At 76.5% G+C, this 20,457-nt stretch carries 20 protein-coding genes and 1 tRNA gene; 8 read left to right on the top strand and 13 right to left on the bottom strand.

All coding sequences use genetic code 11. The features are described 5' to 3' along the window. The 5 genes from MN205_RS19065 to MN205_RS22155 all read right to left on the bottom strand — a co-directional run. Window positions 1–1,068 (bottom strand): methyl-accepting chemotaxis protein (locus tag MN205_RS19065; protein WP_242130012.1); only part of this gene is annotated, 1,068 nt, incomplete at its 3' end. Between the two features lie 159 nt (window positions 1,069–1,227). Beyond that, window positions 1,228–2,778, bottom strand: a complete 1,551-nt coding sequence (locus MN205_RS19060) for an LCP family protein (RefSeq protein WP_242130011.1) — start codon at window positions 2,776–2,778, stop codon at window positions 1,228–1,230. A 109-nt stretch (window positions 2,779–2,887) separates the two neighbouring features. Continuing rightward, entirely contained in the window at window positions 2,888–3,046 is a 159-nt protein-coding gene (locus MN205_RS19055; RefSeq protein ID WP_242130010.1) for a hypothetical protein, read from the bottom strand. Window positions 3,047–3,060: 14 nt separating this feature from the next. Beyond that, window positions 3,061–3,768 carry a class E sortase gene (locus MN205_RS19050; RefSeq protein ID WP_242130009.1) on the bottom strand — a complete coding sequence of 236 codons (708 nt, stop codon included), beginning with the start codon at window positions 3,766–3,768 and terminating at the stop codon, window positions 3,061–3,063. After that, window positions 3,765–4,496 (bottom strand): DUF881 domain-containing protein, encoded by a 732-nt coding sequence (locus MN205_RS22155; RefSeq protein WP_242130008.1) that lies wholly within the window; start codon window positions 4,494–4,496, stop codon window positions 3,765–3,767. Before MN205_RS22155 ends, MN205_RS19050 begins: the two co-directional genes overlap by 4 nt. A gap of 127 nt (window positions 4,497–4,623) precedes the next feature. On the opposite strand from MN205_RS22155, the gene MN205_RS22150 reads away from it, so the two are divergent. Then, window positions 4,624–4,953: a cell division protein CrgA gene (locus tag MN205_RS22150; RefSeq protein WP_242130007.1), complete on the top strand. Its 330-nt coding sequence runs from the start codon at window positions 4,624–4,626 to the stop codon at window positions 4,951–4,953. Window positions 4,954–5,258: 305 nt separating this feature from the next. Here the strand turns inward: MN205_RS22150 and MN205_RS19035 are convergent, their stop codons facing one another. Together MN205_RS19035 and MN205_RS19030 are read right to left on the bottom strand one after the other, a co-directional pair. Further along, window positions 5,259–6,113, bottom strand: a complete 855-nt coding sequence (locus tag MN205_RS19035) for a rhomboid family intramembrane serine protease (protein WP_242130006.1) — start codon at window positions 6,111–6,113, stop codon at window positions 5,259–5,261. Window positions 6,114–6,188: 75 nt separating this feature from the next. After that, window positions 6,189–6,710 (bottom strand): peptidylprolyl isomerase, encoded by a 522-nt coding sequence (locus tag MN205_RS19030; protein WP_242130005.1) that lies wholly within the window; start codon window positions 6,708–6,710, stop codon window positions 6,189–6,191. 151 nt (window positions 6,711–6,861) lie between these two features. Between MN205_RS19030 and MN205_RS19025 the strand changes: the two genes are divergently transcribed. Further along, entirely contained in the window at window positions 6,862–7,902 is a 1,041-nt protein-coding gene (locus MN205_RS19025) for a hypothetical protein (protein ID WP_242130004.1), read from the top strand. Between the two features lie 59 nt (window positions 7,903–7,961). Here MN205_RS19025 and MN205_RS19020 read toward each other — a convergent pair. Then, window positions 7,962–8,034: transfer RNA gene (locus MN205_RS19020), tRNA-Ala, on the bottom strand. 13 nt (window positions 8,035–8,047) lie between these two features. Next, the gene (locus tag MN205_RS19015; RefSeq protein ID WP_242130002.1) at window positions 8,048–8,164 is read right to left on the bottom strand and encodes a DLW-39 family protein; all 117 of its coding nucleotides are present in this window, start codon (window positions 8,162–8,164) and stop codon (window positions 8,048–8,050) included. A 142-nt stretch (window positions 8,165–8,306) separates the two neighbouring features. Here MN205_RS19015 and MN205_RS19010 point away from each other — a divergent pair, with 142 nt between their 5' ends. From MN205_RS19010 to MN205_RS18990, 5 genes are read left to right on the top strand one after another with little or no spacing between them, the layout of a single operon-like run. Then, window positions 8,307–9,470 (top strand): glycosyltransferase, encoded by a 1,164-nt coding sequence (locus MN205_RS19010; RefSeq protein ID WP_242130000.1) that lies wholly within the window; start codon window positions 8,307–8,309, stop codon window positions 9,468–9,470. 1 nt (window position 9,471) lies between these two features. Next, window positions 9,472–10,854, top strand: coding sequence for an O-antigen ligase family protein (locus MN205_RS22145; protein WP_242129998.1), 1,383 nt, complete (start codon window positions 9,472–9,474; stop codon window positions 10,852–10,854). Then, window positions 10,842–11,990, top strand: coding sequence for a glycosyltransferase (locus tag MN205_RS19000; RefSeq protein WP_242129997.1), 1,149 nt, complete (start codon window positions 10,842–10,844; stop codon window positions 11,988–11,990). The genes MN205_RS22145 and MN205_RS19000 overlap by 13 nt, the downstream gene beginning before the upstream one ends. Continuing rightward, window positions 11,987–13,171: a glycosyltransferase family 4 protein gene (locus MN205_RS18995; protein ID WP_242129995.1), complete on the top strand. Its 1,185-nt coding sequence runs from the start codon at window positions 11,987–11,989 to the stop codon at window positions 13,169–13,171. The genes MN205_RS19000 and MN205_RS18995 overlap by 4 nt, the downstream gene beginning before the upstream one ends. Next, window positions 13,171–14,643: a lipid II flippase MurJ gene (locus tag MN205_RS18990; RefSeq protein WP_242129992.1), complete on the top strand. Its 1,473-nt coding sequence runs from the start codon at window positions 13,171–13,173 to the stop codon at window positions 14,641–14,643. The genes MN205_RS18995 and MN205_RS18990 overlap by 1 nt, the downstream gene beginning before the upstream one ends. 13 nt (window positions 14,644–14,656) lie before the next feature. Here MN205_RS18990 and MN205_RS22140 read toward each other — a convergent pair whose 3' ends face one another. Both MN205_RS22140 and MN205_RS18980 read right to left on the bottom strand, forming a co-directional pair. After that, window positions 14,657–15,826, bottom strand: a complete 1,170-nt coding sequence (locus MN205_RS22140) for a glycosyltransferase (protein ID WP_242129991.1) — start codon at window positions 15,824–15,826, stop codon at window positions 14,657–14,659. Continuing rightward, entirely contained in the window at window positions 15,823–17,247 is a 1,425-nt protein-coding gene (locus MN205_RS18980) for a sugar transferase (protein WP_242129989.1), read from the bottom strand. The genes MN205_RS22140 and MN205_RS18980 overlap by 4 nt, the downstream gene beginning before the upstream one ends. Before the next feature lie 204 nt (window positions 17,248–17,451). Between MN205_RS18980 and MN205_RS18975 the strand changes: the two genes are divergently transcribed. Beyond that, window positions 17,452–18,843 (top strand): polysaccharide biosynthesis tyrosine autokinase, encoded by a 1,392-nt coding sequence (locus MN205_RS18975; RefSeq protein ID WP_242129987.1) that lies wholly within the window; start codon window positions 17,452–17,454, stop codon window positions 18,841–18,843. Here MN205_RS18975 and MN205_RS18970 read toward each other — a convergent pair. Continuing rightward, entirely contained in the window at window positions 18,792–19,451 is a 660-nt protein-coding gene (locus tag MN205_RS18970; protein WP_242129985.1) for a hypothetical protein, read from the bottom strand. The two genes, MN205_RS18975 and MN205_RS18970, sit on opposite strands and share 52 nt — an antisense overlap. Continuing rightward, window positions 19,448–20,449: an ATP-binding protein gene (locus MN205_RS18965; RefSeq protein WP_242129984.1), complete on the bottom strand. Its 1,002-nt coding sequence runs from the start codon at window positions 20,447–20,449 to the stop codon at window positions 19,448–19,450. The genes MN205_RS18970 and MN205_RS18965 overlap by 4 nt, the downstream gene beginning before the upstream one ends. Window positions 20,450–20,457: the final 8 nt, after the last annotated feature.

Genomic DNA, 20,457 nt, shown 5'->3' with positions numbered 1-20,457 from the left:
GCGGGAGGACGCGCTCAGGCGCTCCAGGATGGCGGAGGCGTCGGCGGCGGAGGCCACGGCCGCGGAGGCGACCTGGGAGGCCTCGGCGGTGGAGGAGGAGATCTCCCGGATGGCTGCGCTCATCTCCTCGCCCGCGGCGGCGACGGTGGCGATGGACGTGCTGATCTCCTCGGTGGCGGCGGAGACGACCTGCGACTGCTGCGCGGACTCCTCCGCCCCGGAGGACAGCTGCGTGGCCACCGTGTTGAGCTCCTCCGAGGAGGAGGCCAGGGTGCCGGCGTTGGCCACCACCTGGCCCATCACCTCGCCCAGCCGCTCGGTGGAGCGGTCCAGCGCCTGCGCCATCACGCCGACCTCGTCGTGGCTGTCGATGCCCACGCGCTGGTCCAGCCGGCCCTCGGCCAGGCCCTCCACCACCGCGACCACCCGCGCCAGCGGGCGGGAGATGCCGCGGGCGATCAGGACGGCGACGGTGACCGCGAGCACCAGCGCCAGCGCGATCGTGGCGGTGATCTCGGTCAGCGCCACCGCGTACGCCTCCCGGCCCTGCGCGGAGCGGTCGGCGGCCGCGGCCTCCTCGCGCTCCTCCATCGCCTCCAGGGCCACGTTGATCTCCCGGTTCACCGGCGTCGTCGTCGCCGCGCGGGCGGCGGCGAACGCGGCCAGGTCCCCGGCCACCGCCAGGGGGACGAGCTCTTCACGCGCGGCGCGCCAGTCGGCCAGGTGGGCCTCGAAGGCGCGCAGCTGCTCCCGCGGCTGCGAGGGGCTGGTGCCCAGGTACTCGCTCCACGCCTCGTCCAGCGCGGCGTCGTGCTCCGCCGCCTTCTCGGTGATCCTGGCGCGGCCGGCGTCGTCGACCTGCAGGGCCAGGTCCAAGAGGTCCTTGGCGGCGAGGTTGAACTCGTTCTGCGTCATGTCCAGGGCGTGCACGGAGACCACGCCCTCGGCGTACATCGCCTCCAGGCGCTCCTGCGCGCTGCGCAGCTGCACCACGCCGACCACGCCGACGGCGAGCAGCAGCAGGCTGACCACCCCGAAACCGGCGAACAGCTTCGCCCCCACCTTCATGTCCCGCACACGACCCACGACACTGCCCCCCGCTCGAACGCGCCGCCACGCCACTGCGGCGCCCGACCGCGTCGGGTGGCTGCATGCTCAACCACCCCGACCGCACCAGGGACATCGGCACCCGGAAGGGGGACGTGGACCGGGAACCACCCGATCGGGTCAGGCGCAGATGTCGTCGGTGGCGACGCGGGCGGTGATCGTGGGCTCCGGGGAGGCCGCGGCGCCCGCGGTGGCGCTCGGCGGGGCGGTGGCGCCGGTGACGCGGGCCCGCACGTCGGTGACCGAGTGGTCCGCGGAGGACACCTCCACCACGACGGTGCGCCCCAGGCTGCCGTCCGGGCGCGCCGCCGCCCCGCCGAACGCGGCCGCCACGGTCTGCGCGCTGTCCGCGCGGTCCGGGCCGTAGCGCACCAGGACCGGCACCGAGGAGTCGCTGGCCTCGCCGTCACCGACCCCGGCGACCGCGAACCCCACCTCCGCGAGCGCGTCGGCGACCGCCGCGGCCGTGCCGGCCGGGGCACCGGTGTTCACCACGCGCACCGACACGTCGCCCGGGGCGACGACCAGCTGCGAGCTCGCCGACGGGTCAGTGCTCGCCGTCGCGGTGGGTGCGGCCGACGGCTGCCCGGCGGTGTCGGTGCGGATGCGCTGCCACAGCTCCTCCGCGGCCGCCGTCCACTGCACGCGCGCGTCGTTCGGCGGGTACGGCTCGGTGGGCACGGTCACGAAGCGCACCGCGTCGGCGGGCATGCCCTGCACGCTCTGCGCCAGGTCCACCAGCTCGCTGATGCTGGCCAGGTCCGGGTCGGTGGTCACCGACTTCGTCGCCGCGTCGAGGAACGAGTACAGCCGGTCCGGGCGCAGCAGGATCTGCGAGCTGGTGACCTCCTGCACGATCGAGGACATCAGGGCCTGCTGGCGCTCGATGCGGGACAGGTCGGAGCCGTCGCCGATGTACCGCACGCGCGCGTAGGCCAGGGCCGTCTCCCCGTCCACGTCCTCGTGGGTGCCGGCCTCCAGGTGCAGGTTCGCCCTGCGGTCGTCGATGTCCTCCGGCGTGCAGATCGTCACCCCGCCGAGGGCGTCGATCATGGAGCGGAAGCCGCTGAAGTCCACCACGGCGTAGTGGTCGACGTACACGCCGGTGAGGGCCTCCACCGTGGTGATCGTGCAGGCCGGTCCCCCCTCGGTGAACGCCGAGTTGAACATGCCCACGTGCGCCTCGATCGTGCTGCCGTCCGGGGCCGTGCAGGCGGGGATCTCCACCATCGAGTCGCGCGGGATGCTCACCAGGGTGGCGCTCTCGCGGTCGCCGGCGAGGTGCACCAGCACGGTGGTGTCGGAGCGGGCGCCCGGGTCGGCGGCCTCGCCGCCGTAGGCGCCCCCGGTGCCGTCGGCGAGGGCCCGGGTGTCGCTGCCCATGACGAGGATGTTCACCGGCGATGTGCCGGCGGTGGTGTCCTCGTCCTTGCCGGGGCGCGTGCCCAGCAGGCCGGAGACGTCCTCGGCGGTGATGTTGCCCTGCAGGCGCTGGTAGGCGTAGACGCCGCCGGCGCCCGCGGTCAGCGCGAGCGCGACGAGCGCCACCACGGCCACCCGCAGGGCGCGCAGCGCCGCGGTGTGCGCGTGGCTGGCGTGCTGCCCCCGGGCGCGCCGGCCCGCACCGGGCACGTCGGCGCGCGGCGGGACGGAGCCGTCGGTCGTGGGCATCCGACCACGGTACGTCGCGCACCGGACCGGCGTGGTCCTGATCCCCGGGTGCGCGCAGCGCGTGCGCGACGTCTTCACAGCGCCGCACCACCGCCGCCGGGCGGGGCGCTCAGCCGCCGACGGTGGCGTCGTTGACGGCCAGGTGGTCGGCGACGGCGGGGAAGACGACGGTGAAGCAGAGCAGCACCACGGCCGCCGCCACGAGCAGGCTCAGCAGCAGCCGCACCCACCACGGGCCCGGCAGGGTGCGCCACCACCACGCGTACACGACGTCCCCTCCCCTCAGCCGACCGCGGCCAGCGAGGCCGGCGGCCCGTCGGCGCGGTCCTGCGACGACTCCAGCTGCGCGTACACGATGTACCGCTCGCGCGCGGAGTACATCGGGTGGCAGGCCGTCATCGTCAGCCACGCCTCGGTGGGCTGCTCACCCGGCCGGTCCGGCACCGGCGCGATGATCTCCACCTGCTGCGGGGTGACGATGCGGTGGCGCCGCACCCGGTACGTGTACCAGCGGTCGGCGGTGGCGACGACGACCGCGTCCCCCTCCTGCAGCTCCGCGACGCGGTGGAAGGGCTTGCCGTAGGTGACGCGGTGCCCGGCGATCGCGAAGTTGCCCACCCCGCCGGGCATCGCGGTGCCCGGGTAGTGGCCGATGCCGTCCTCCAGCTCCTCGGCGCCGATGCCCTCCACGACGGGCACGGCGTAGTCGCTGCCGAAGCGGGGCACGTACGTGATCGCGAAGGCGTCACCGGTGGGCGGGGTCTGGTCCACGTCCGGGACCGCGGGCGCCGCCGGCGCGGTCGGTGCCGCCGCCCTCGCGGTGGGCGCGGGGGCGGTGTCCCAGCGCTCCTGCAGGGCGTCGACGGCGGCGGCCTGGGCGCGCTCGCTGGTCAGGTCCGTCCAGTGCAGCTGCCACACCACGAACAGCAGGACGAGCACCCCGGCGGTGACGAGCAGCTCGCCGGTGACGCCGACGGCGCGGCGGATCACGCGGGGACCCGGGCGGCGTCGAGGGCGGTGGAGCCGTCGAAGGCGGGCAGCAGCAGCCCGTCGGCCTCGTCGTGCGCCTCGACGGACCAGCCCAGCCCGTAGGCGTCGACGTACTGGCGGTAGACGGCGACCTGCGCGCTGGCGCCGAGGGCGGCGCGCAGCGCCTCGGGGTCGCCGATCGCGGACACGCGGTAGGGCGGGGAGTAGGTGCGGCCCTGCAGGACGAGCACGTTGCCCACGCAGCGCACGGCGGAGGTGGACACGACGCGCTGGTCCATGATCGACATCGCTTCCGCGCCGCCGGCCCACAGCGCGTTGACGACGGCCTCGACGTCCTGCTGGTGCACCACCAGGTCGTCGGGCGAGGCGCCGGCGGGCCGGACGGTGTCGGGGGCGTCGTCGAGGACGACCGTGACACCGGGTCCGGTGGCGGCCAGCGCCCCGGAGGCGATGCCCAGGGCGGGCTCGTCGAGCGGGTCGGCGGCGACGGCGGGCGCGGCGGTCCGGGTGAGCTCGGCGACCTCGGCGCGCAGGTCGCCCACGCGCGCGGCGCGCTGCTCGTTGAGCCGGGACCGCTCGGCGACGAGGGCGCCGAGGTCGGCGGTGTCCGAGCGCAGGTCGGTGCCGCGGGAGGTGAGGGCGCTGGTGGTGAACAGCAGGCCGGCGAGCGCGAAGACGCCGGCGACGGCGGTGCGACGGACCGCCGTGCGCGTCCGAGGTGCGCGCACGTCCCCTCCTCCTCGACCCCGTTCACGCGGTGCACCCGTGGCGCGACCGTCCGCGAGGTCTGCTCCTACTACGCTAACCAGGCGATCAGCGTGCTCCTGCACGCCCCGTCCCGACCCGGAGGTTGACGTGCCCGAGCCCCGCGACGAGCGGAAGCGCGACGAGGAGACCGCGGAGGGCACCGGCGCGGAGGGCGCGGCGGAACCGGGCCGGCGCCGCCGCCGGCGCGGTGGGAGCACCGCCGACGACACGGACCGCGCGATCAAGGCCCGCAACCGGCTCACCCCGCGCTGGTGGATCTTCCTCATGGTCGCCCTCATGGTCCTGGGGCTGCTGTGGATCGTCGTCTTCTACCTCTCGAGCGCGCAGTACCCGGTGCCCGGCTGGGACAACTGGAACCTGGTGGCCGGCTTCGGGCTCGTCCTCGTGGGCTTCGCCATGACGACGCGCTGGCGCTGACCGCCGTTCACCGCGAGGGCCCCGGAGCGCTGATCGGCACTCCGGGGTCCTCGCTGCATCGACGCTCCGTGCTGTCGTGAACACTCCGTGCGGCTGGCGGACCGTTCATCCCCGACCCACCTGGGGACGAGCTGTGGATCGCCGGGGGACGAGCCCCTTCCTGTCCACAGTTCCTGTCCACCGTTCCATCCACAGGCTGTGGACGACTGTGGGTGGGGGCGGACGACTGTCCACACCCCCACCCACAGCGCGTGGACAATCACCGCCTGTTCGCACACCTGTGCGGACGCCCTGTGGACAACTCCTCAGAGGACGGAGCGGCTGCCCGCGTGCACCAGCAGGGCCAGCACCGCGATCGCCACCGCGGCCACCGCCGCCCACTGCACGGCCCGCGCCCGCCGCCGCAACCGCACCAGCAGGGTGGCCACCACCAGGCCCGTCACCAGGCCGCCCAGGTGCGCCTGCCACGAGACGCCGCTGATGAACAACCCCAGCGCGAAGTTGATCGCCACCAGCGCCACGACCTGACCGGTCTGCCGGCCCAGGTCCCGGTTGACGACCACCAGGGCCCCGAACAGGCCGAAGACGGCGCCCGAGGCGCCCACCAGGCTCGTGTGGGCCGTCAGCGGCAGCAGCAGCGCACCCACCGCCCCGCCCAGGGCGGAGAGCAGGTAGAGGGCCGCGAAGCGCGCCCGCCCCAGCAGGGGCTCCAGGTAGTGCCCCGTCAGCCACAGCGCGTACGTGTTGAACAGCAGGTGCAGCAGCGAGGCGTGCAGGAACGCCGACGTCAGCGGCTGCCACCACGTGTCCGCGTCGAAGCTGTTCGCGTAGCCGATCTCGTTGACGAGCGGCAGGTAGTAGTAGAGGTCCGCCGGCAGCACGTAGCGCGCGGCGAACATCGCCACGCACACGACGACGACGACCTTCGTCACCAGGCTGTCGCGCACCCGCACCGAGCCGCCGAGCGCGGTGCGGCCCTGCCGCACGCCGCGGTTGCCCTCGGCGACGCAGTCCACGCACTGCACCCCGACCGCGGCGGGGCGCTGGCACTGGGGGCACGCGGGCCGCTCGCAGCGCTGGCAGCGCACCCACGACTCGCGGTCGGGGTGCCGGGGGCAGACGGGCTGCCCGGTGGAGGTCTCGTTCGCGGCGTCGCTCACGCTGCGCTCAACGCACCGGGGGCCGTCGCCGTTCGCGCGTTCCGCGATCGGCGGAACGCACGCGGGGCGGTCCCGTCAGCGCTCGACGTCGACACCGGTGATGACGACCGCCTCGCGGGGCGCGTCGGCCGGCCCGGTGGGCACGTTCGCGATGGCCTCCACGACCTGGCGGCTCTCCTCGTCGGCGACCTCGCCGAAGATCGTGTGCCGGCCGTTGAGGTGCGGGGTGGTCGCCACCGTGATGAAGAACTGCGAGCCGTTGGTGCCGTGGCCGGCGACCTTCCCGGCGTTCGCCATGGCCAGCAGGTACTTCTTGTCGAAGCGCAGGTCCGGGTGGATCTCGTCGTCGAACTGGTAGCCGGGGCCGCCGCGGCCGTCACCGCGCGGGTCCCCACCCTGGATCATGAAGCCGTCGATGATCCGGTGGAAGGTCAGCCCGTCGTAGAACGGCTCCGTCTTCGTCTCCCCCGTCGACGGGTCCTTCCACTCCTTGGTGCCCTCGGCGAGGCCGACGAAGTTCGCCACCGTCTTCGGAGCGTGGTTCTCGAACAGCTCGATGCGGATGTCGCCGTGGTTCGTGTGCAGGGTCGCGCGCATGCGGTCATCGTCGCACGGGGTCCCCGAGCCACCGCACGGTGGCGCGGTCGGCGCCGCTGCGGTGGGATGGGGGTCCTGATCGCCGGCCGGGCACCCACCCGCGCCCCGAGGCGTTGCCCCGGCGAGACGACCGCAGACGGAGGAGGAACGGATGTCCCTGACCAAGAACCGGCCCGGCAAGCTGGTGCAGGTGCGCGAGCAGGGCACGGCCCTCGCGGAGAAGGCCCTGACCGAGAAGGTCGCCCCCGCAGTGGACAGCGCCAGGACGTGGGCCACCCCGCACGTCGAGACCGCCCGCACCTGGGCCACCCCGCACGTCGAGACCGCCCGCACCTGGGCCACCCCCCACGTCGAGGTCGCCCGCACCTGGGCCACCCCCCACGTGGACAGCGCCCGCACCTGGGCCACCCCCCACGTCGAGACCGCCCGCACCTGGGCCACCCCGCACGTCGAGGGCGCCGCGCAGCGCGTCGGCCCCGCCGTGGACACCGCCCTCGACAAGCTCACCACCGAGCTGCTGCCCCGCCTGGCGGAGGCCGTGCACGAGGCGGCCGACACCGCGAGGACGGCCGCCACGCCGGCCGTCGCGGCCGCCACCACCGCCGCGACCAGCGCCGCCGCCAAGGGCGCAGCGGCGACCACGGCCGCGACCACCGCCGCCAAGGGCGCGACCACCGCCGCGAAGGGCGCGACCACCGCGGCCAAGGGCGCGGCCACCGCGGCCGCCGCCAAGGGCGCGGGCAGCGCCCTCAACACCACCAAGGTGGCCCGCGAGCGCGGCGCCGGCGCCCTGGCGGTGCTCAAGGGCGAGGCCACGGCGAAGAAGGCGAAGAAGGGCCGCAAGGGCCGCAAGCTGCTGCTGGTGCTGGCGCTCACCGGCGCCGGCGCAGCCGTGTTCTCCGCGGTGCGCAGCCGCAAGCAGGAGGACCCGTGGGCCACGCCGGGTGCCGCGTGGACGCCCGCCGCACCCACGAACAACCCCACCGCCACCCCGGCCCCCGTGCCCGGCTCCCCGAGCAGCCCCGAGCCCGCCGCGGCCGGGAGCACCGCAGCCGCCGGCAGCGCCCCCGGCGGCCAGGGCGACACGTCCGGTCTGGTCGCCGAGGAGCTCCCCGACGAGCCGCCCTCGAACGCCGTGCGGAACTTCGAGGAGGCCACCGCGCCCGTCGAGGACGACGAGAAGAAGGACTGAGCGTCCCGAGCACGACGAAGGCCCCCACCCTGCGGGTGGGGGCCTTCGTGCTTCCCGGGTGGAGGCGAGGGGACTCGAACCCCTAACCCCCTGCTTGCAAAGCAGGTGCGCTACCAATTGCGCCACGCCCCCGGGGGCACCGCGTTCAGCGCACGGTGTCGGTGGCTTCCGCCCACAGGTCCCGCTCGGCCTTCGCCGACGCCTTGCGGCGCCACGCGAGGGCCGCACCCGCCACGGCGGCCACCAGCAGCAACTTCTTCAACGGATGACCTCCACGACGTGCCGAACGGCCTCGAAGGCTAGCACGGGCCCCCTCCCACACCCCCGGTCGTGGCGTTCCGCTCAGGTCCGCCCCGCCGGTGCCGACGGGGAGGGCCGGACCACCCGAGGCGACGCAGAGGACCATGAAGGCACCGCAGCAGGCACCCCGAGCCCCCCGAGGCGCACCGCGCCCCGGCGCGGGCCCGCGCACCGCCGTCGTGCACGAGTGGGTCGCCGCGCGCGCCGGCGCCGAGCAGGTGTTCGAGGCGCTGGCCGGCACCTGGCCCGACGCCGACCTCTACGCCCTCAGCCGCGCGCCCGGGACCCACCTCGACGTGCAGGGCCGCCCCGTGCGCACCACCGCGCTGGACCGCGCCGCCACCCGCGAACGGCGCGCCCTCACCCTGCCGCTGATGCCGCTGGCGTGGCGGGCCCTCGGCCGCGGCGACTACGACCTCGTCGTCACCTCCCACCACGCCTTCGCCACCGCCCACCGCCTCACCGCGCCCGGCGGCGTGCACCTGGCGTACGTGCACACCCCCGCCCGGTACGTGTGGAACCCCGAGCTGGACGGGCGGGGCACCTCGCCGCTGCTGGCGCCGGCGCGCCGGCTGCTGGCGGGCGTGGACCGCCGCTCGGCCGCGCGCCTGACGGCCGTGGCCGCCAACAGCGCCGAGGTGGCCCGCCGCGTGGAGCGGTGCTGGGGCCGCGAAGCCGTCGTCATCCACCCCCCGGTGGACGTGCAGCGCTTCGCCGACGCCCCCGGCGAGCGCGACGAGCTGGACCTGCCCGCCGGCTACCTGCTGGGCCTGGGCCGCTGGGTGCCCTACAAGAACCACGCGGTGGTGGTGCAGGTCGCCGAGCGGCTCGGGCGGCCCGCCGTCCTCGCCGGCGCGGGCCCGCTGGCCGGTGCCCTGCGCGAGCGGGCCGCCGCGGCGTCCGTGCCCGTCGTCGTGCTGGAACGGCCCGGCGACGCGCAGGTGCGCGAGCTGCTGCGGCGCGCGAGCGCCCTGGTGTTCCCCACGTTCGAGGACTTCGGGATCGTGCCGGTGGAGGCCATGGCCTCCGGCACGCCCGTCGTGGCCCTGGCCCGCGGTGGCGCCGCCGAGACCGTCGTGGACGGCGTCACCGGCGCCCTCGTGGCCGAGCACCACCCCGCCGCGTACGCCGAGGCGCTCGCGCGCGCCGAGGCGTGCTCCCCGCACGCGTGCCGGGAGCGGGCGGCGGCCTTCGGGCTGCAGCGCTTCCGCGAGGAGGTCCGCGCGTGGGCCGCGGCCCACACCGGCGCGACGGTCGGGAGCCGCTGACGTGGAACTCCTCCTGGGCGCCGCCCTCGCCCTCACGGGCGGCCTCGTGTGCGTCACCGCCGGCGACCGCACCCGCCTGCTGGTGGCCGCGTTCCTCGCCGTGCCCCAGGTGTTCGCCGGTCCGCTGGGGGCGCTGTCCCTGCCGCTGAGCCAGTGCTGGGTGGTCCTCGCGGCGCTGTGCTGGCTGCTGGAGCGCAAGGGCGTGCCGCTGGGCGACCCGGTGGTCCGGGCGGTGCTGGCGCTGGCCGTCGTGCAGGTCGCCGCCGTCGTCTGGTCGCCCGAGCCGCTCGTCGGCGTGCTGGAGGCCGCACGGCTGGCGTCCTTCGCGTTCCTGTACCTGCACGTCGTGCGGGTGGAGCGCGAGGACCCCCGGGGCGTGCGCGGGTCGTTGCAGGTCGTCCTCGCGTGGGCGCTGGTGGCGGCGGCGCTGGTGTGGGTCTTCCGGCTGTCGCCCGGGCTGGAGACCGCGTTCCTGCGCTCCCCGCTGGCCGTCGCCGTCGCCGGCCCGGACGCCATGACGGCGTTCTGGGGCGAGGGCGCCAACAACGTGATGGACCCCGCCAAGGCCGGCGGGTTCTTCATCAACGCCAACGTGGCCTCCATGTTCCTGGGGGTCGCGACGTTCGCGTTCCTGGCCCTGGGCGTGGACGGCCACCGGCGCCGGTACCTGCTCGGCGCGCTGGTGACCTGGTCGGCCACCTTCGCGACCGGCTCGAAGACCGCCGCCGCGCTGGCGCTGCTGCTGCCGGTGGGGGTGCGGGCCGTGCACGTGCTGGGCCGCCCCTCGGCGCGCTGGTTCCTGCCGCAGGCCGCCGTGGTCGTCGCCGGCGGCGCCTGGCTGCTGCCGCGCCTGCTGGAGCGGTACGTGCCCGGCTACGCGGACGCGTCCTCCGAGAGCCTCGCCAGCCGCGCCCCCATCTGGGACGCGGCCCTGCGGATGTTCCAGGACCACCTCCTGCTGGGGCTGGGGCACGGCGGGTGGGCGCGCACGATGGAGCTGTACGCGCACCTCGGCGTGGACGCGCTGCCGCCGCACAACCTGCTGATCGCCGCGTGGGCGTCCACCGGGCTGGCCGGTGTGCTGGTGCTGGTGCTGCTGGCCGGCACCGTCCTGCACCGGTTGCTGGCCGTGGTCGTGCGCCGCGCGGGCTCCCCCCTGGCGCGCACCGCGGGCTTCGCGCTGGGTGCGTGGGCGTGGGTGCTGGTGCACGGCATGGGTGACAACACCGCGGTCTACGGGGAGGCCAAGTCGATGGTCCTGCTGGCGCTGCTGCTGGGCGTCGTCACGGTCCGGCAGGGCGCCACCCCGGCGGCGCCCGCTGCCGTCGCCGCCGCAGACGTGACCGCGCGCAAGCCGGCGCTGGGGGCGGCGTGCCCCGCGTAGCGGTGCTGCGCCACCAGCTGGGGGTGGCGTCCGAGCCGTTCGTGCTGGAGCAGGCGCGTCGCTTCACCCGCTACGAGCCGGTCCTCGTGGGCCGGGACCCGCTGCCCGCGCACGCCGACCCCGGCTTGCCGGTCGTCACCCTGGCGCAGCGGTGGGGACCCGCCGCCGCCGCCGGGTACGCCGCGGGTGCGCTGTCCTGGCCGCTGACCCGGGTGCTGCGCGAGGTGCGCGCGGACGTGGTCCTGGCGCACTTCGGCGTGGAGGGCGCGCACGCGCTGCCCAGCGCGCAGCGCGCCGGGCTGCCGTTGGCCACCGTGTTCCACGGCTTCGACGCCACCTGCACCCGCACGGCGCTGCTGCGCGCGCGACGCGCCTCCTGGGTGACGTACGTGCGCCGGCTGCCGCGGCTGGCGCGGCACGGCGACCTGTTCCTGCCCGTGTCCGGTCACCTGCGCGCACGGCTCCTGGCGCGCGGCTTCCCCGCCGACCGCACCGTCACGCACCACCTCGGCCTGGACCTGGACAAGGTCCCCGCGGCGGCACCCACCGGGGACGGCCGCACCGTCGTGCACGTCGCCCGGCTGGTGGAGAAGAAGGGCACCGAGCACCTCCTGCGCGCCGTGGCCCTGCTGACCGCGCGCGGCGTCGACGTGCGGCTGGTGTGCGTGGGCGACGGCCCGCTGCGCGGGTCGCTGGAACGCCTCGCCCGCGAGCTGGGGGTCGACGGCCGCGTCGTCTTCACCGGGGTGCTGGGCAACCCGGACGTCCTCGCGCACGTCGCCGCCGCGAGCGTGCTGTGCCTGCCGAGCGTCACGGCGCGCTCCGGCGACCAGGAGGGCCTGGGGCAGGTGCTGCTGGAGGCCGCAGCCCTGGGCAGGCCCGTCGTCGCCACCGCGCACGGTGGCATCCCCTCCGCCGTCGTCGACGGCGTCACCGGCCTGCTGGTGCCCGAGGCCGACCCGTCCGCGCTCGCCGGAGCGCTGGCCCGGTTGCTGGACGACTCGGCGCTGGCCCGCCGCACCGGCGAGGCGGCGCGACGCCACGTCGAGCGGTCCTTCGACGTCGCCCGGCAGACGCGCCTGCTGGAGGACCTGCTGGACGGTGCCCTGCGCACCCGCGCGGGGGGTGCGCGGTGAGCGGGCGCCTCGTCGTGCTGACCCGTGGGCTGCCGCTGCACGGCGCCGGCGGCATGGAGTCCGTCGCCTGGGACGTCTCACGAGCCCTGGCCGCCGGCGGTTCCGCCGTCACCGTGCTCACCACGGCGGTGCCCGGCCGTCCGGCGGCGTGGACGCTGGACGGCGTGGACGTGCGGGCGCTGCCGGGCACGGCGCCGGGGCGCTACTCGCGCACCTGGTGGTCCGCCTCCCGCCGAGCGCTGGAGGAGCTGCTGCGCACCGGTCCCGTCGCCGGCGTCCTGTCCGTCAGCGCGGGGGCGTTCTCCTGCGTGGACGTGGCCGCCCCCGCCGGGGCGGTCCGCCCCCGGTTCGTCCTGCAGGCCCACGGCACGTCCGCGGCGGAGCTGACCTCCAAGCTGCGCAGCGGGTCCGCGCTCACCGCGCTGTCCGCCGTCCGCAACGCGCGGGCGCTGCTGCGCGACGCCCGCACCTACCGCCGCTTCGACGCGGTGGTGGCGGTCGGTCCGGCCGTGGCGGCGTCGCTGACCTCCCCGCCGCTGGGGCGGCTGGTGCGGATGCCGCCGGTGCGCACCGTCGCCAACGGCGTCGACACGGCGGTCTTCCGCCCCGACCCGGCGGCCGCGGCCGCGGTCCGGCGCGAGCTGGGCGTTCCCGCCCCGGCGCGCCTGCTGATCGTCGCGGGCCGGCTGCACCCGCAGAAGCGGGTGGACCGGGCGCTGCGGGGGTTGCGGTCGCTGACGCGCACCCGCCCCGACCTGGACCCGCACCTGCTCGTCGCCGGCGGCGGCGGCGACGAGGGGCGGTTGCGCGCGCTGGCCGCGGACCTCGGCGTGGGCGGGCGGGTCCGCTTCACCGGCTCCGTGCCGCGGGAGCGGCTGGCGTCGCTGTGCGCCGCGGCCGACGCCTCCCTGCTGACCTCCGCCTGGCGCGAGGTGGGCCTGACGATGACGGTGCTGGAGTCCCTGGCCTGCGGCACCCCGGCGCTGGTCCCCCTGGGCACCGCCGGCACGGAGGACGCCGGCGGCGCCGTGACGCGCGTCGACGTGGCCGACGAGCGGGCGTTGGCGGCGGCGGCCGGGGACGTCCTCGACCGCGGCCGCACCGGGGGGAGCCTGCTGCCGGCCCGTTGCGAGCTGCGGCGGGTGGCGCGCGAGTACGAGCGGGCGCTGCGGGGCGAGTGATGCGCTCCGCCGTGCAGCGCCTCTTCTGGGGCGGCCTGGCCGGCAAGCTCCTCGGCCTCGTGCGGGAGGTGCTGCTGGCGGCCGCCTACGGCACCGGCGCGCCCGCCGTGGCCGCCCGCGTCGCCCAGACCGCCACCCTGGTGCCCGTCGACCTCGTCACCGCCGACGCCCTCAGCGCCGGGTTCCTGCCGGTGCACGCCCGTCTGCGCCGGCACGACCCCGCGCGGGCCGCCGCGCTGTTCCACGCGCTGCGCGCGGTGCTGCTGGTGCTGGCGCTCGCCGTCACCGCCGCCCTGCTGCTGCTCGCCGGCCCGGTCGTGGACCTGCTGGCACCCGGGCTGGACGACGGCACGGCCGCCACCGCGGCGACGTTCCTGCGGGTGATGGCCCTGGGCCTGCCCAGCTACCTGCAGTTCGCGCTGCTCAGCTACCTGGAGGCCTCGCACGGCTCGTTCCGGCTCTCCAGCGCCCGGCCCACCGCCCAGAACACGGGGATGGTCGCGGGGCTGGCGGTGGCGTGGTGGCTGTCGACGCCCGTGGCGCTGGCGTGGGGGTTCCCCGCCGCGTACGTCGCCCTGCACGCCTGGGCGCACTTCTCGCTGCACCGCCGCGGGCTGCTGCCCCCGCCCCGGTGGGAGCGCCGCGCAGCCCGGGACGCGCTGGTGCAGCTGTGGCGGCGGGTGCGTCCCCTGCTGCTGCTGCCGCTGGTGCTGCAGTCGTCGGTGGTGGTCGAGCGGGTGGTCGCGTCCCTGCTGGGCGACGGGGTCGTCGCCGCCGTCGACTACGCCCGCTTCGTCGCCACCACCGGGGTGAACCTGCTGGCGGTGCCGCTCGGCCTGGCGGGCCTGGCGGTGCTGCCGGAGCTGAGCGCGCCGGACGCCCGCGAGCGCCTGGAACGGCTGGTGCCGGCGGTGCTCGTCGTGGTGGTGCCGCTGTCGGCGGTGCTGGCGGTGGACGCCGCCGGGGTCGTGCACGTGCTGTACGGGCGCGGCGCGTTCGACGCGGCGGCGGTGGCGACCTCCGGGCAGGTGCTCACCGGCTTCGCCGTCGGGTTCTGGGCGCAGGCGCTGTCGTACGTGCTGGTGAAGGCGCTGAACGCGCGCGATCGCAACCGCGCGGCCGTCACCGCCCTCGCCGCCGGGCTGGCGGTGACGCTGGCCGTGGACCTGACCCTGCCGACGGTGCTGGGGCCGGTGGCGCTGGGCCTGGCGGTGTCGGCGGGTGCCGTGGTCACCACCGCGCTGGCGGCCCGGACGCTGGGGGTGGGGGCGGTGCTGGTGCGGTGCGCGGCGCTGTGCGCGCCGGGGGCGCTGCTGGTGGCGCTCGCGGCGGCGCTGGTGGGGGCGGTGGTGCCGGGGACGTGGGCGGGCCTGGCGCTCGGCTCGGCGGCGGCCCTGGTGGTGTGGGGGCTGCACGTGGCGTGCGTGCCGGCGCTGCGCCGCGCGCTCGCGCAGGTGCTGCGGCGCTCCTGACGGCCGCGGGGTGTCAGCGGGTGAGCAGGACTTCCACCAGCCCGCGCAGCTCCTCACCGCGCGAGGCCCAGTCGTGCCCGGCCGCCGCCCGCCCGCAGCGCAGCACGCGCTCGGCCCGCTCGGCCGCGGGCGCCGTCAGCAGGTCCAGGACCCGGCCGGTGAACGGCTCGGCGGCCCGCTCGGTCCACACCGCACCGGGCACCTCGGGCACCGCGGGCAGCGCCGTGCTCACCACCGGCAAGCCGGCGGCGAGGTACTCGTACGTCTTCAGCGGGCTGATGCCCTCCGTGAGCGGGGTCAGCCGGTACGGCACCAGGCCGACGACGGCCGCGGCCAGCTCCGCCGCCAGTTCCCGGGGGCCGAGCGGTCCCACCACCTCGGCGCCCTCGGCCAGCAGCGCGCGCCACGCCGGGTGCGCCGTCGTGCCCGGCGCCACGGGGCCGACCAGGCGCACGCGAGCGGTGCCCCGCAGGCGTCGTGCCAGCGCCGCCAGCAGCTCCAGGTCCACCTTGTGCGCGGCGAGCGTCCCGGCGAACACGGCCACCGGTTCGCGCGGTGCCCGCCGCTGCGCCGCGGCGGCCGCGAACAGCTCCACGTCGGCGACGTTGGGCAGGTGCCGCAGCGGGGAGAAGCCCTGCCGGTGCAGGTGCTCGCGCACGGCGCCGCTCGTGGCGATCGCCAGGTCGGCCGCGCCGGCCAGCTCCCGCTCGGCGGCCAGGAGGCGCGCGCGGGGCACGCCGGGGTTCTCGTGCAGCAGGTCCACCAGATGGTAGACGGTCGCGTCGGCGAGGCCGGGCAGGTCGTACGCGAACGGGGTGTACGTCCACAGCACCCGCGGGCCGGGGTGCTCGGCCCACCGCCGCACCTGCCGGTGCAGCAGGTGGGCGTTCAGCGCCCGGGTCGCCGGCCCGTGGTGCGGGACGAGCCGCGGCGCGACGACCGCCGCGCCGGGCGGGACGGGCCGGGCCGCGCGGGACGAGGCGGGGCGCAGCGCTCCCGGCAGCAGCCGCCGCAGCACCCGGCGGGCGTCGCCGGGGCGCAGCCGGCGCGTGCCGGTGCCCTCGGCGAACACGACCGGCCAGCGGCGTGCGAGCGCCGCCACGGCCCGGTGCTGGTTGGTGGCGACGGCCGCGTCCCAGTCCGCGGTGCCCAGCACCAGGACGAGAGGGCCGGACGCGCTCACCGGCCGGCGGCCGCGACGACCTGCACGACCGTGCGCAGCAGGATCTTCACGTCCAGCCACAGCGACCAGTTCTCGACGTAGTGGTTGTCGTAGCGGGCCCGGTCGGCGATGGAGGTGTCCCCGCGCAGGCCGTTGACCTGGGCCCAGCCGGTGATGCCGCACGGCACCCGGTGGCGCCACAGGTACTCGTCGTGCTCGGCGCCGAAGCGCTCCACGAAGTACGGCCGCTCCGGCCTCGGGCCCACCAGGGACATGTCGCCGCGCAGCACGTTCCACAGCTGCGGCAGCTCGTCCAGGGACAGCCGGCGCATCCAGCGGCCCAGCGGGGGCAGGCCGTCGTCCGCGACGCTCCACCGGGTGGCGCTCTCCTCCGCCGTGGCGCGCACGCTGCGGAACTTCAGCAGCTCGAAGCGGCGCCCGGCCAGGCCCACCCGCTCCTGGCGGAACAGCACGCCCGGCCCGCCGTCCAGGCGCACCGCGAGGGCGCACAGCCCCAGCAACGGGCTCAGCAGGACCAGGCCCGCGGCGGACGCCACCACGTCCACGACCCGCTTGAACCGCCACGACGGCGCCCGGAACGCCGGACGCCGCAGCCGCACCAGCGGGACCCCCCGCAGCAGCTGCATCGTGCGGGAGGTGCTGGTGACCTGCCAGAAGCGGGGCACGGCGAAGATCTCCACGTCGAGTCCGTGGCAGGCGCGCAGGACGTCGACGACGACGGGCTCGGGCACGTTGGAGTACCCGATGATCACGACGGAGGCCTCGTGCTCGTGGACCAGGCGCGGCAGGTCGGCGATCCGGCCGAACACCGGCAGCGGCCGGGAGCACGGGGGCAGGCGCGGTTCGTCGTCCACGAAGCCGACGGGCAGCAGGCCGTGCTCGCGGCGCGCCAGGACACCCGCCAGCTGCGCCCCCAGCCCGCCGCAGCCGACGACGAGGGTGCGCCGCTGCACCCGTCCGCTGCGGCGCACCGCCTGCACGAGCACGTACGCGCCGGCGCGGGCAGCGACGACGAGCGCGGTCTGGGCGGCCGCGAACCACAGCAGCGGCTCGTCCACGGACCCGGCCCCCAGCACCACGTCGGCGAGGGAGGTCGCCCCCAGCGCGGCGACGGCCGCGGCCAGCAGCAGCGGCAGGTCGTCCAGGGCACTGGGTTCCAGCCGGGGCCGGTACAGGCCGGTGAAGCCGTGCACGGCCAGTAGGGACACGCCGAACACGGCCAGACCCGGGTGCCGCAGCCCGTCGGCGAGGCCGGGCAGGAACAGGTCCGCGAGCAGGACGACCAGCACGCAGCCGGCGTCCACGGCCACCAGCAGCGCGGTCAGCCGCGAGCGCGGGCGGCGGGCGGCGCCCGGCACCGGGCACGACTGTCCCGGGACCGGTGGGCGGGCTCCCGCCGTCGGCTCTCCGGTCAGCGTCACGTCGTTGCTCCTGGTGCATCGGGCCGTTACCACAGGCTGGGGGTTCCCTCCGTTTCCGTCGGCCGGACGGCGTGTCGACTTGAGTCGAACCCGGGACGGAGCCCGGTTCAGGTGGCCCGCCGCGCGGCCGATGGGTGCTCGTCCGCCCCTGCGGGCGCCCCGAACCACCACCCGAGCCCCAGGAGCACCGAGGAGCACCGCCCGATGGAGCTGGTCGACTACCTGCGCGCGCTGCGCAAGCACTGGGTGCTGCTGGCGCTCGCGGTGCTGGTCGGACTGGGGGCGGGAGGCGGGTCGACGGCGCTGAGCACCCCGCTGTACCGGGCGGACTCCCTGCTGTTCGTCTCCATGCACGACGGCGGCGGCGCCGTGGCCCTCATGCAGGGCGGCATGTTCACCCAGCAGCGGGTGCAGTCCTACACGGGCGTGCTCACCAGCCCGAAGGTGCTGCAGCCCGTGATCGCTGAGCTGGACCTGGACACCACGGCCCGCGCCCTCGCCACGCGCATCGGCTCCGACGCCCCGCTGGGCACCGTCCTCATCGAGGTCACCGTGGAGGACCCCTCCGCGGAACGTGCCGCGCGGATCGCCGATTCGGTCGCGAAGCACTTCGGCACGGCCGTCGCGGAGCTGGAGCGGCCCTCCCCGGACGTGGTCAGCCCCGTGCGCGTCAGCGTGCTGCGTCCCGCGGAGGTCCGCGAGGAGCCGATCGCCCCCAGCTTGTCGCGCAACCTCGCGCTGGGCCTGCTGTTCGGGGTGAGCGCGGGGACGGGCCTGGCGGTGCTGCGGGAGGTGCTGGACACCACCGTGAAGACGACGGCCGTCATCACCGGCATGGGCACCCCGGTGCTGGGCACCACCCTGCTCGGGGAGTCCGGCGAGAAGCCGGAGCTGGTCGTGGAGCACGCGCGCACGCCCCAGTCGGAGGCGCTGCGGCAGATCCGCACGAACCTGCAGTTCGCCGACGTGGACCACCCCCCGCGGGTCGTGGTGGTCACCTCAGCGCTGCCCGGGGAGGGCAAGAGCACCCTGGCGGTGAACCTGGCGCTGACGACGGCGCTGGCGGGGGTGCGCACGATCCTCGTCGAGGCCGACCTGCGGCTGCCGAAGGTGGCGGAGTACCTGGGCGTGGACCGCAGCGCGGGCCTGACGACCGTGCTCGCCGGCCGCGCCGACGTGGACGACGTGCTGCAGCCCTACGGCGACTCGGGCCTGTCGGTGCTGGCCAGCGGGCCGATCCCGATGAACCCCTCCGCGCTCCTGGGCTCGCGGCACATGGCCGACCTGCTGGAGCGGCTGCGCGAGCGCGCGGACCTGGTGATCGTGGACAGCCCGCCGCTGCTGCCGGTGGCCGACGCGGCGGTGCTGGCCCGGCAGTCGGACGGGGCGATCGTCGTCGTCCGGCACGGTCGCACGACGCGCGACCACATGACCCGGGCCCTGGAGCGGCTGCGGGCGGTCGACGCGCGGGTGCTCGGGGCCGTCCTGTCGATGGTGCCGGCGCGGCGCTCGGAGTACGCCTACCCGTACGACTACGGGTACGGCTACCAGCCGGAGACCGCGACCGACGCGGAGCCGCTGCTCACGGAGCGCTGAGCCGCCGCGCGCGGCGGGGCGGCGACGGCGTCGAGCACGTCCTCGACGGCCGCGGCCAGGCGCTGAGCGGTGCTGCGGTGCTCGGCCTCGGGGCGCAGGTGCACGTCGGCGACGTCGTCGGCGCCGGGGTCGGCGGGAGCGGTGGGCCCGCGCAGCGCGGGGGCCGCGGCCAGCAGGGCGCGCCAGCCGGCGGCGGGGTCGGCATCGGCGCGGCCGGGCCCGCAGCGCGGCAGGGCGGCGGCGATGCGGGCGAGCTCGGGCAGGGTGAACGTGCGGCGCTGGGCCGCCGGCAGCAGGTCCACCACGGCGGCGCGGTGCTCACGGGTCATCACCAGCACCGCGTCGGCCTCGTGCACCAGGTGCTCGTCGAGCTGACGGGCGGTGGTCCCGGCCGGCGCGGTGCCGGTGACCTCCGCCAGGACCCGCGCGGTGGTGGGGTCCACGCCGTGCCCGGTCAGGGCGCGCGTGCCGGCGCTGACCACCCGCACGCGCGCCGCGCGCGCGCCGAAGCGCTCGTCGAGGCGGTGGCGCAGCAGCGCGGCGGCCATCGGGGAGCGGTGGACGTTGGCGGTGCACACGACCAGGACGGTGAACGCCGCAGCGCTCACGGGGCCATCTTCAGCATCTGCCTGCGCTCGCGCAGGGCGGCCAGCAGGGCGGTCGTCTCGACGTGCCGGTCGCCCTGCAGGATCGACTGCTTGGCGGCGGACTCAGCGGCGGCGGAGACCTCCTCGTGGCTCATCCCGCTGGCCGTGGACGCCACCCGGGGCCACTCCACGGCGCTCAGGTCGAAACCGCGCAGGCGCCGCAGCACCACCTCGTGCACGACCCCGGTGGTGGGCAGCGGGTAGTCCAGCAGGGCGTCGAAGCGGCGCAGCACCCAGCGCTCCAGGAGCTGCGGGCGGCAGGTCGTGGCGACGAGCACGCTCGTGGAGGTGTCCTGCTCGAGCAGGGCGGTGAAGGCCCGCAGCACGTCGCGCAGCCCGGCGCCGCGCTCCGGAGCGGTCGGCTCGGCCAGGGCGTCGAGGTCGTCGAAGAGGTACACGCCGCGGGTCTGGGCGACCAGGTCGAAGACCAGGCGCAGCCGGGCGGCCGAGTCGTCGGCGGGCGCATCGGCGAGGGCGTCGAGGCGGACGGAGAACAGGGGCAGCAGCAGCTCCCCGGCGAGCGCCTCGGCGGTGAGGGACTTGCCGGTGCCGGGCGGGCCGGTGAGCAGGAGCCTGCGCACGGGGTCGAAGCCGCGAGCGAGCAGCGCCTCGGCGCGGCGCTGCTCGGCCAGGACGCGGTGCAGGCGGCCCATGACCTCCCCGCCCAGCGCCACGTCGGCCAGCCGGGTGGGGGGCTGCTGGACGGTCAGGACCTGGGCGAGCTCCCCGCGGGGCTGGGCGACGGGGACGGGGCGGGCTGCGACGGCGCCCGGTGCGCCGGCAGACCGGTGCGCACCGGTGCGGCCGGCGTCCAGGAGGGCGCGCACCTCCTCGGCGTGGCGGGTGCGCCCGGTGCGGGTGGCGGCCTCGGCGATCTGCAGCACCACGGAGCGGAACCGGGCGTCGTCGCCCAGGCTGTGGCTCTCCACCAGCGCCTTGACCTGTGCCGCCGTCGCCATGACCCTCC

Origin of the sequence: Kineococcus sp. TRM81007 (assembly GCF_022669155.1) — a bacterium.
GTDB lineage: Bacteria > Actinomycetota > Actinomycetes > Actinomycetales > Kineococcaceae > Kineococcus.
Note: the sequence above shows the minus strand (reverse complement) of the source record. Positions and strands in the feature narration are given on the sequence as shown.

What these genes read in the sequence shown, in the direction of transcription:
- MN205_RS19060 (WP_242130011.1), bottom strand. Translation starts at nt 2,778, where the DNA reads ATGCCCACGACCGACGGCTCCGTCCCGCCGCGCGCCGACGTGCCCGGT.
- MN205_RS19030 (WP_242130005.1), bottom strand. Translation starts at nt 6,710, where the DNA reads ATGCGCGCGACCCTGCACACGAACCACGGCGACATCCGCATCGAGCTG.
- MN205_RS19025 (WP_242130004.1), top strand. Translation starts at nt 6,862, where the DNA reads ATGTCCCTGACCAAGAACCGGCCCGGCAAGCTGGTGCAGGTGCGCGAG.
- MN205_RS19010 (WP_242130000.1), top strand. Translation starts at nt 8,307, where the DNA reads ATGAAGGCACCGCAGCAGGCACCCCGAGCCCCCCGAGGCGCACCGCGC.
- MN205_RS18990 (WP_242129992.1), top strand. Translation starts at nt 13,171, where the DNA reads ATGCGCTCCGCCGTGCAGCGCCTCTTCTGGGGCGGCCTGGCCGGCAAG.
- MN205_RS18975 (WP_242129987.1), top strand. Translation starts at nt 17,452, where the DNA reads ATGGAGCTGGTCGACTACCTGCGCGCGCTGCGCAAGCACTGGGTGCTG.
- MN205_RS18965 (WP_242129984.1), bottom strand. Translation starts at nt 20,449, where the DNA reads ATGGCGACGGCGGCACAGGTCAAGGCGCTGGTGGAGAGCCACAGCCTG.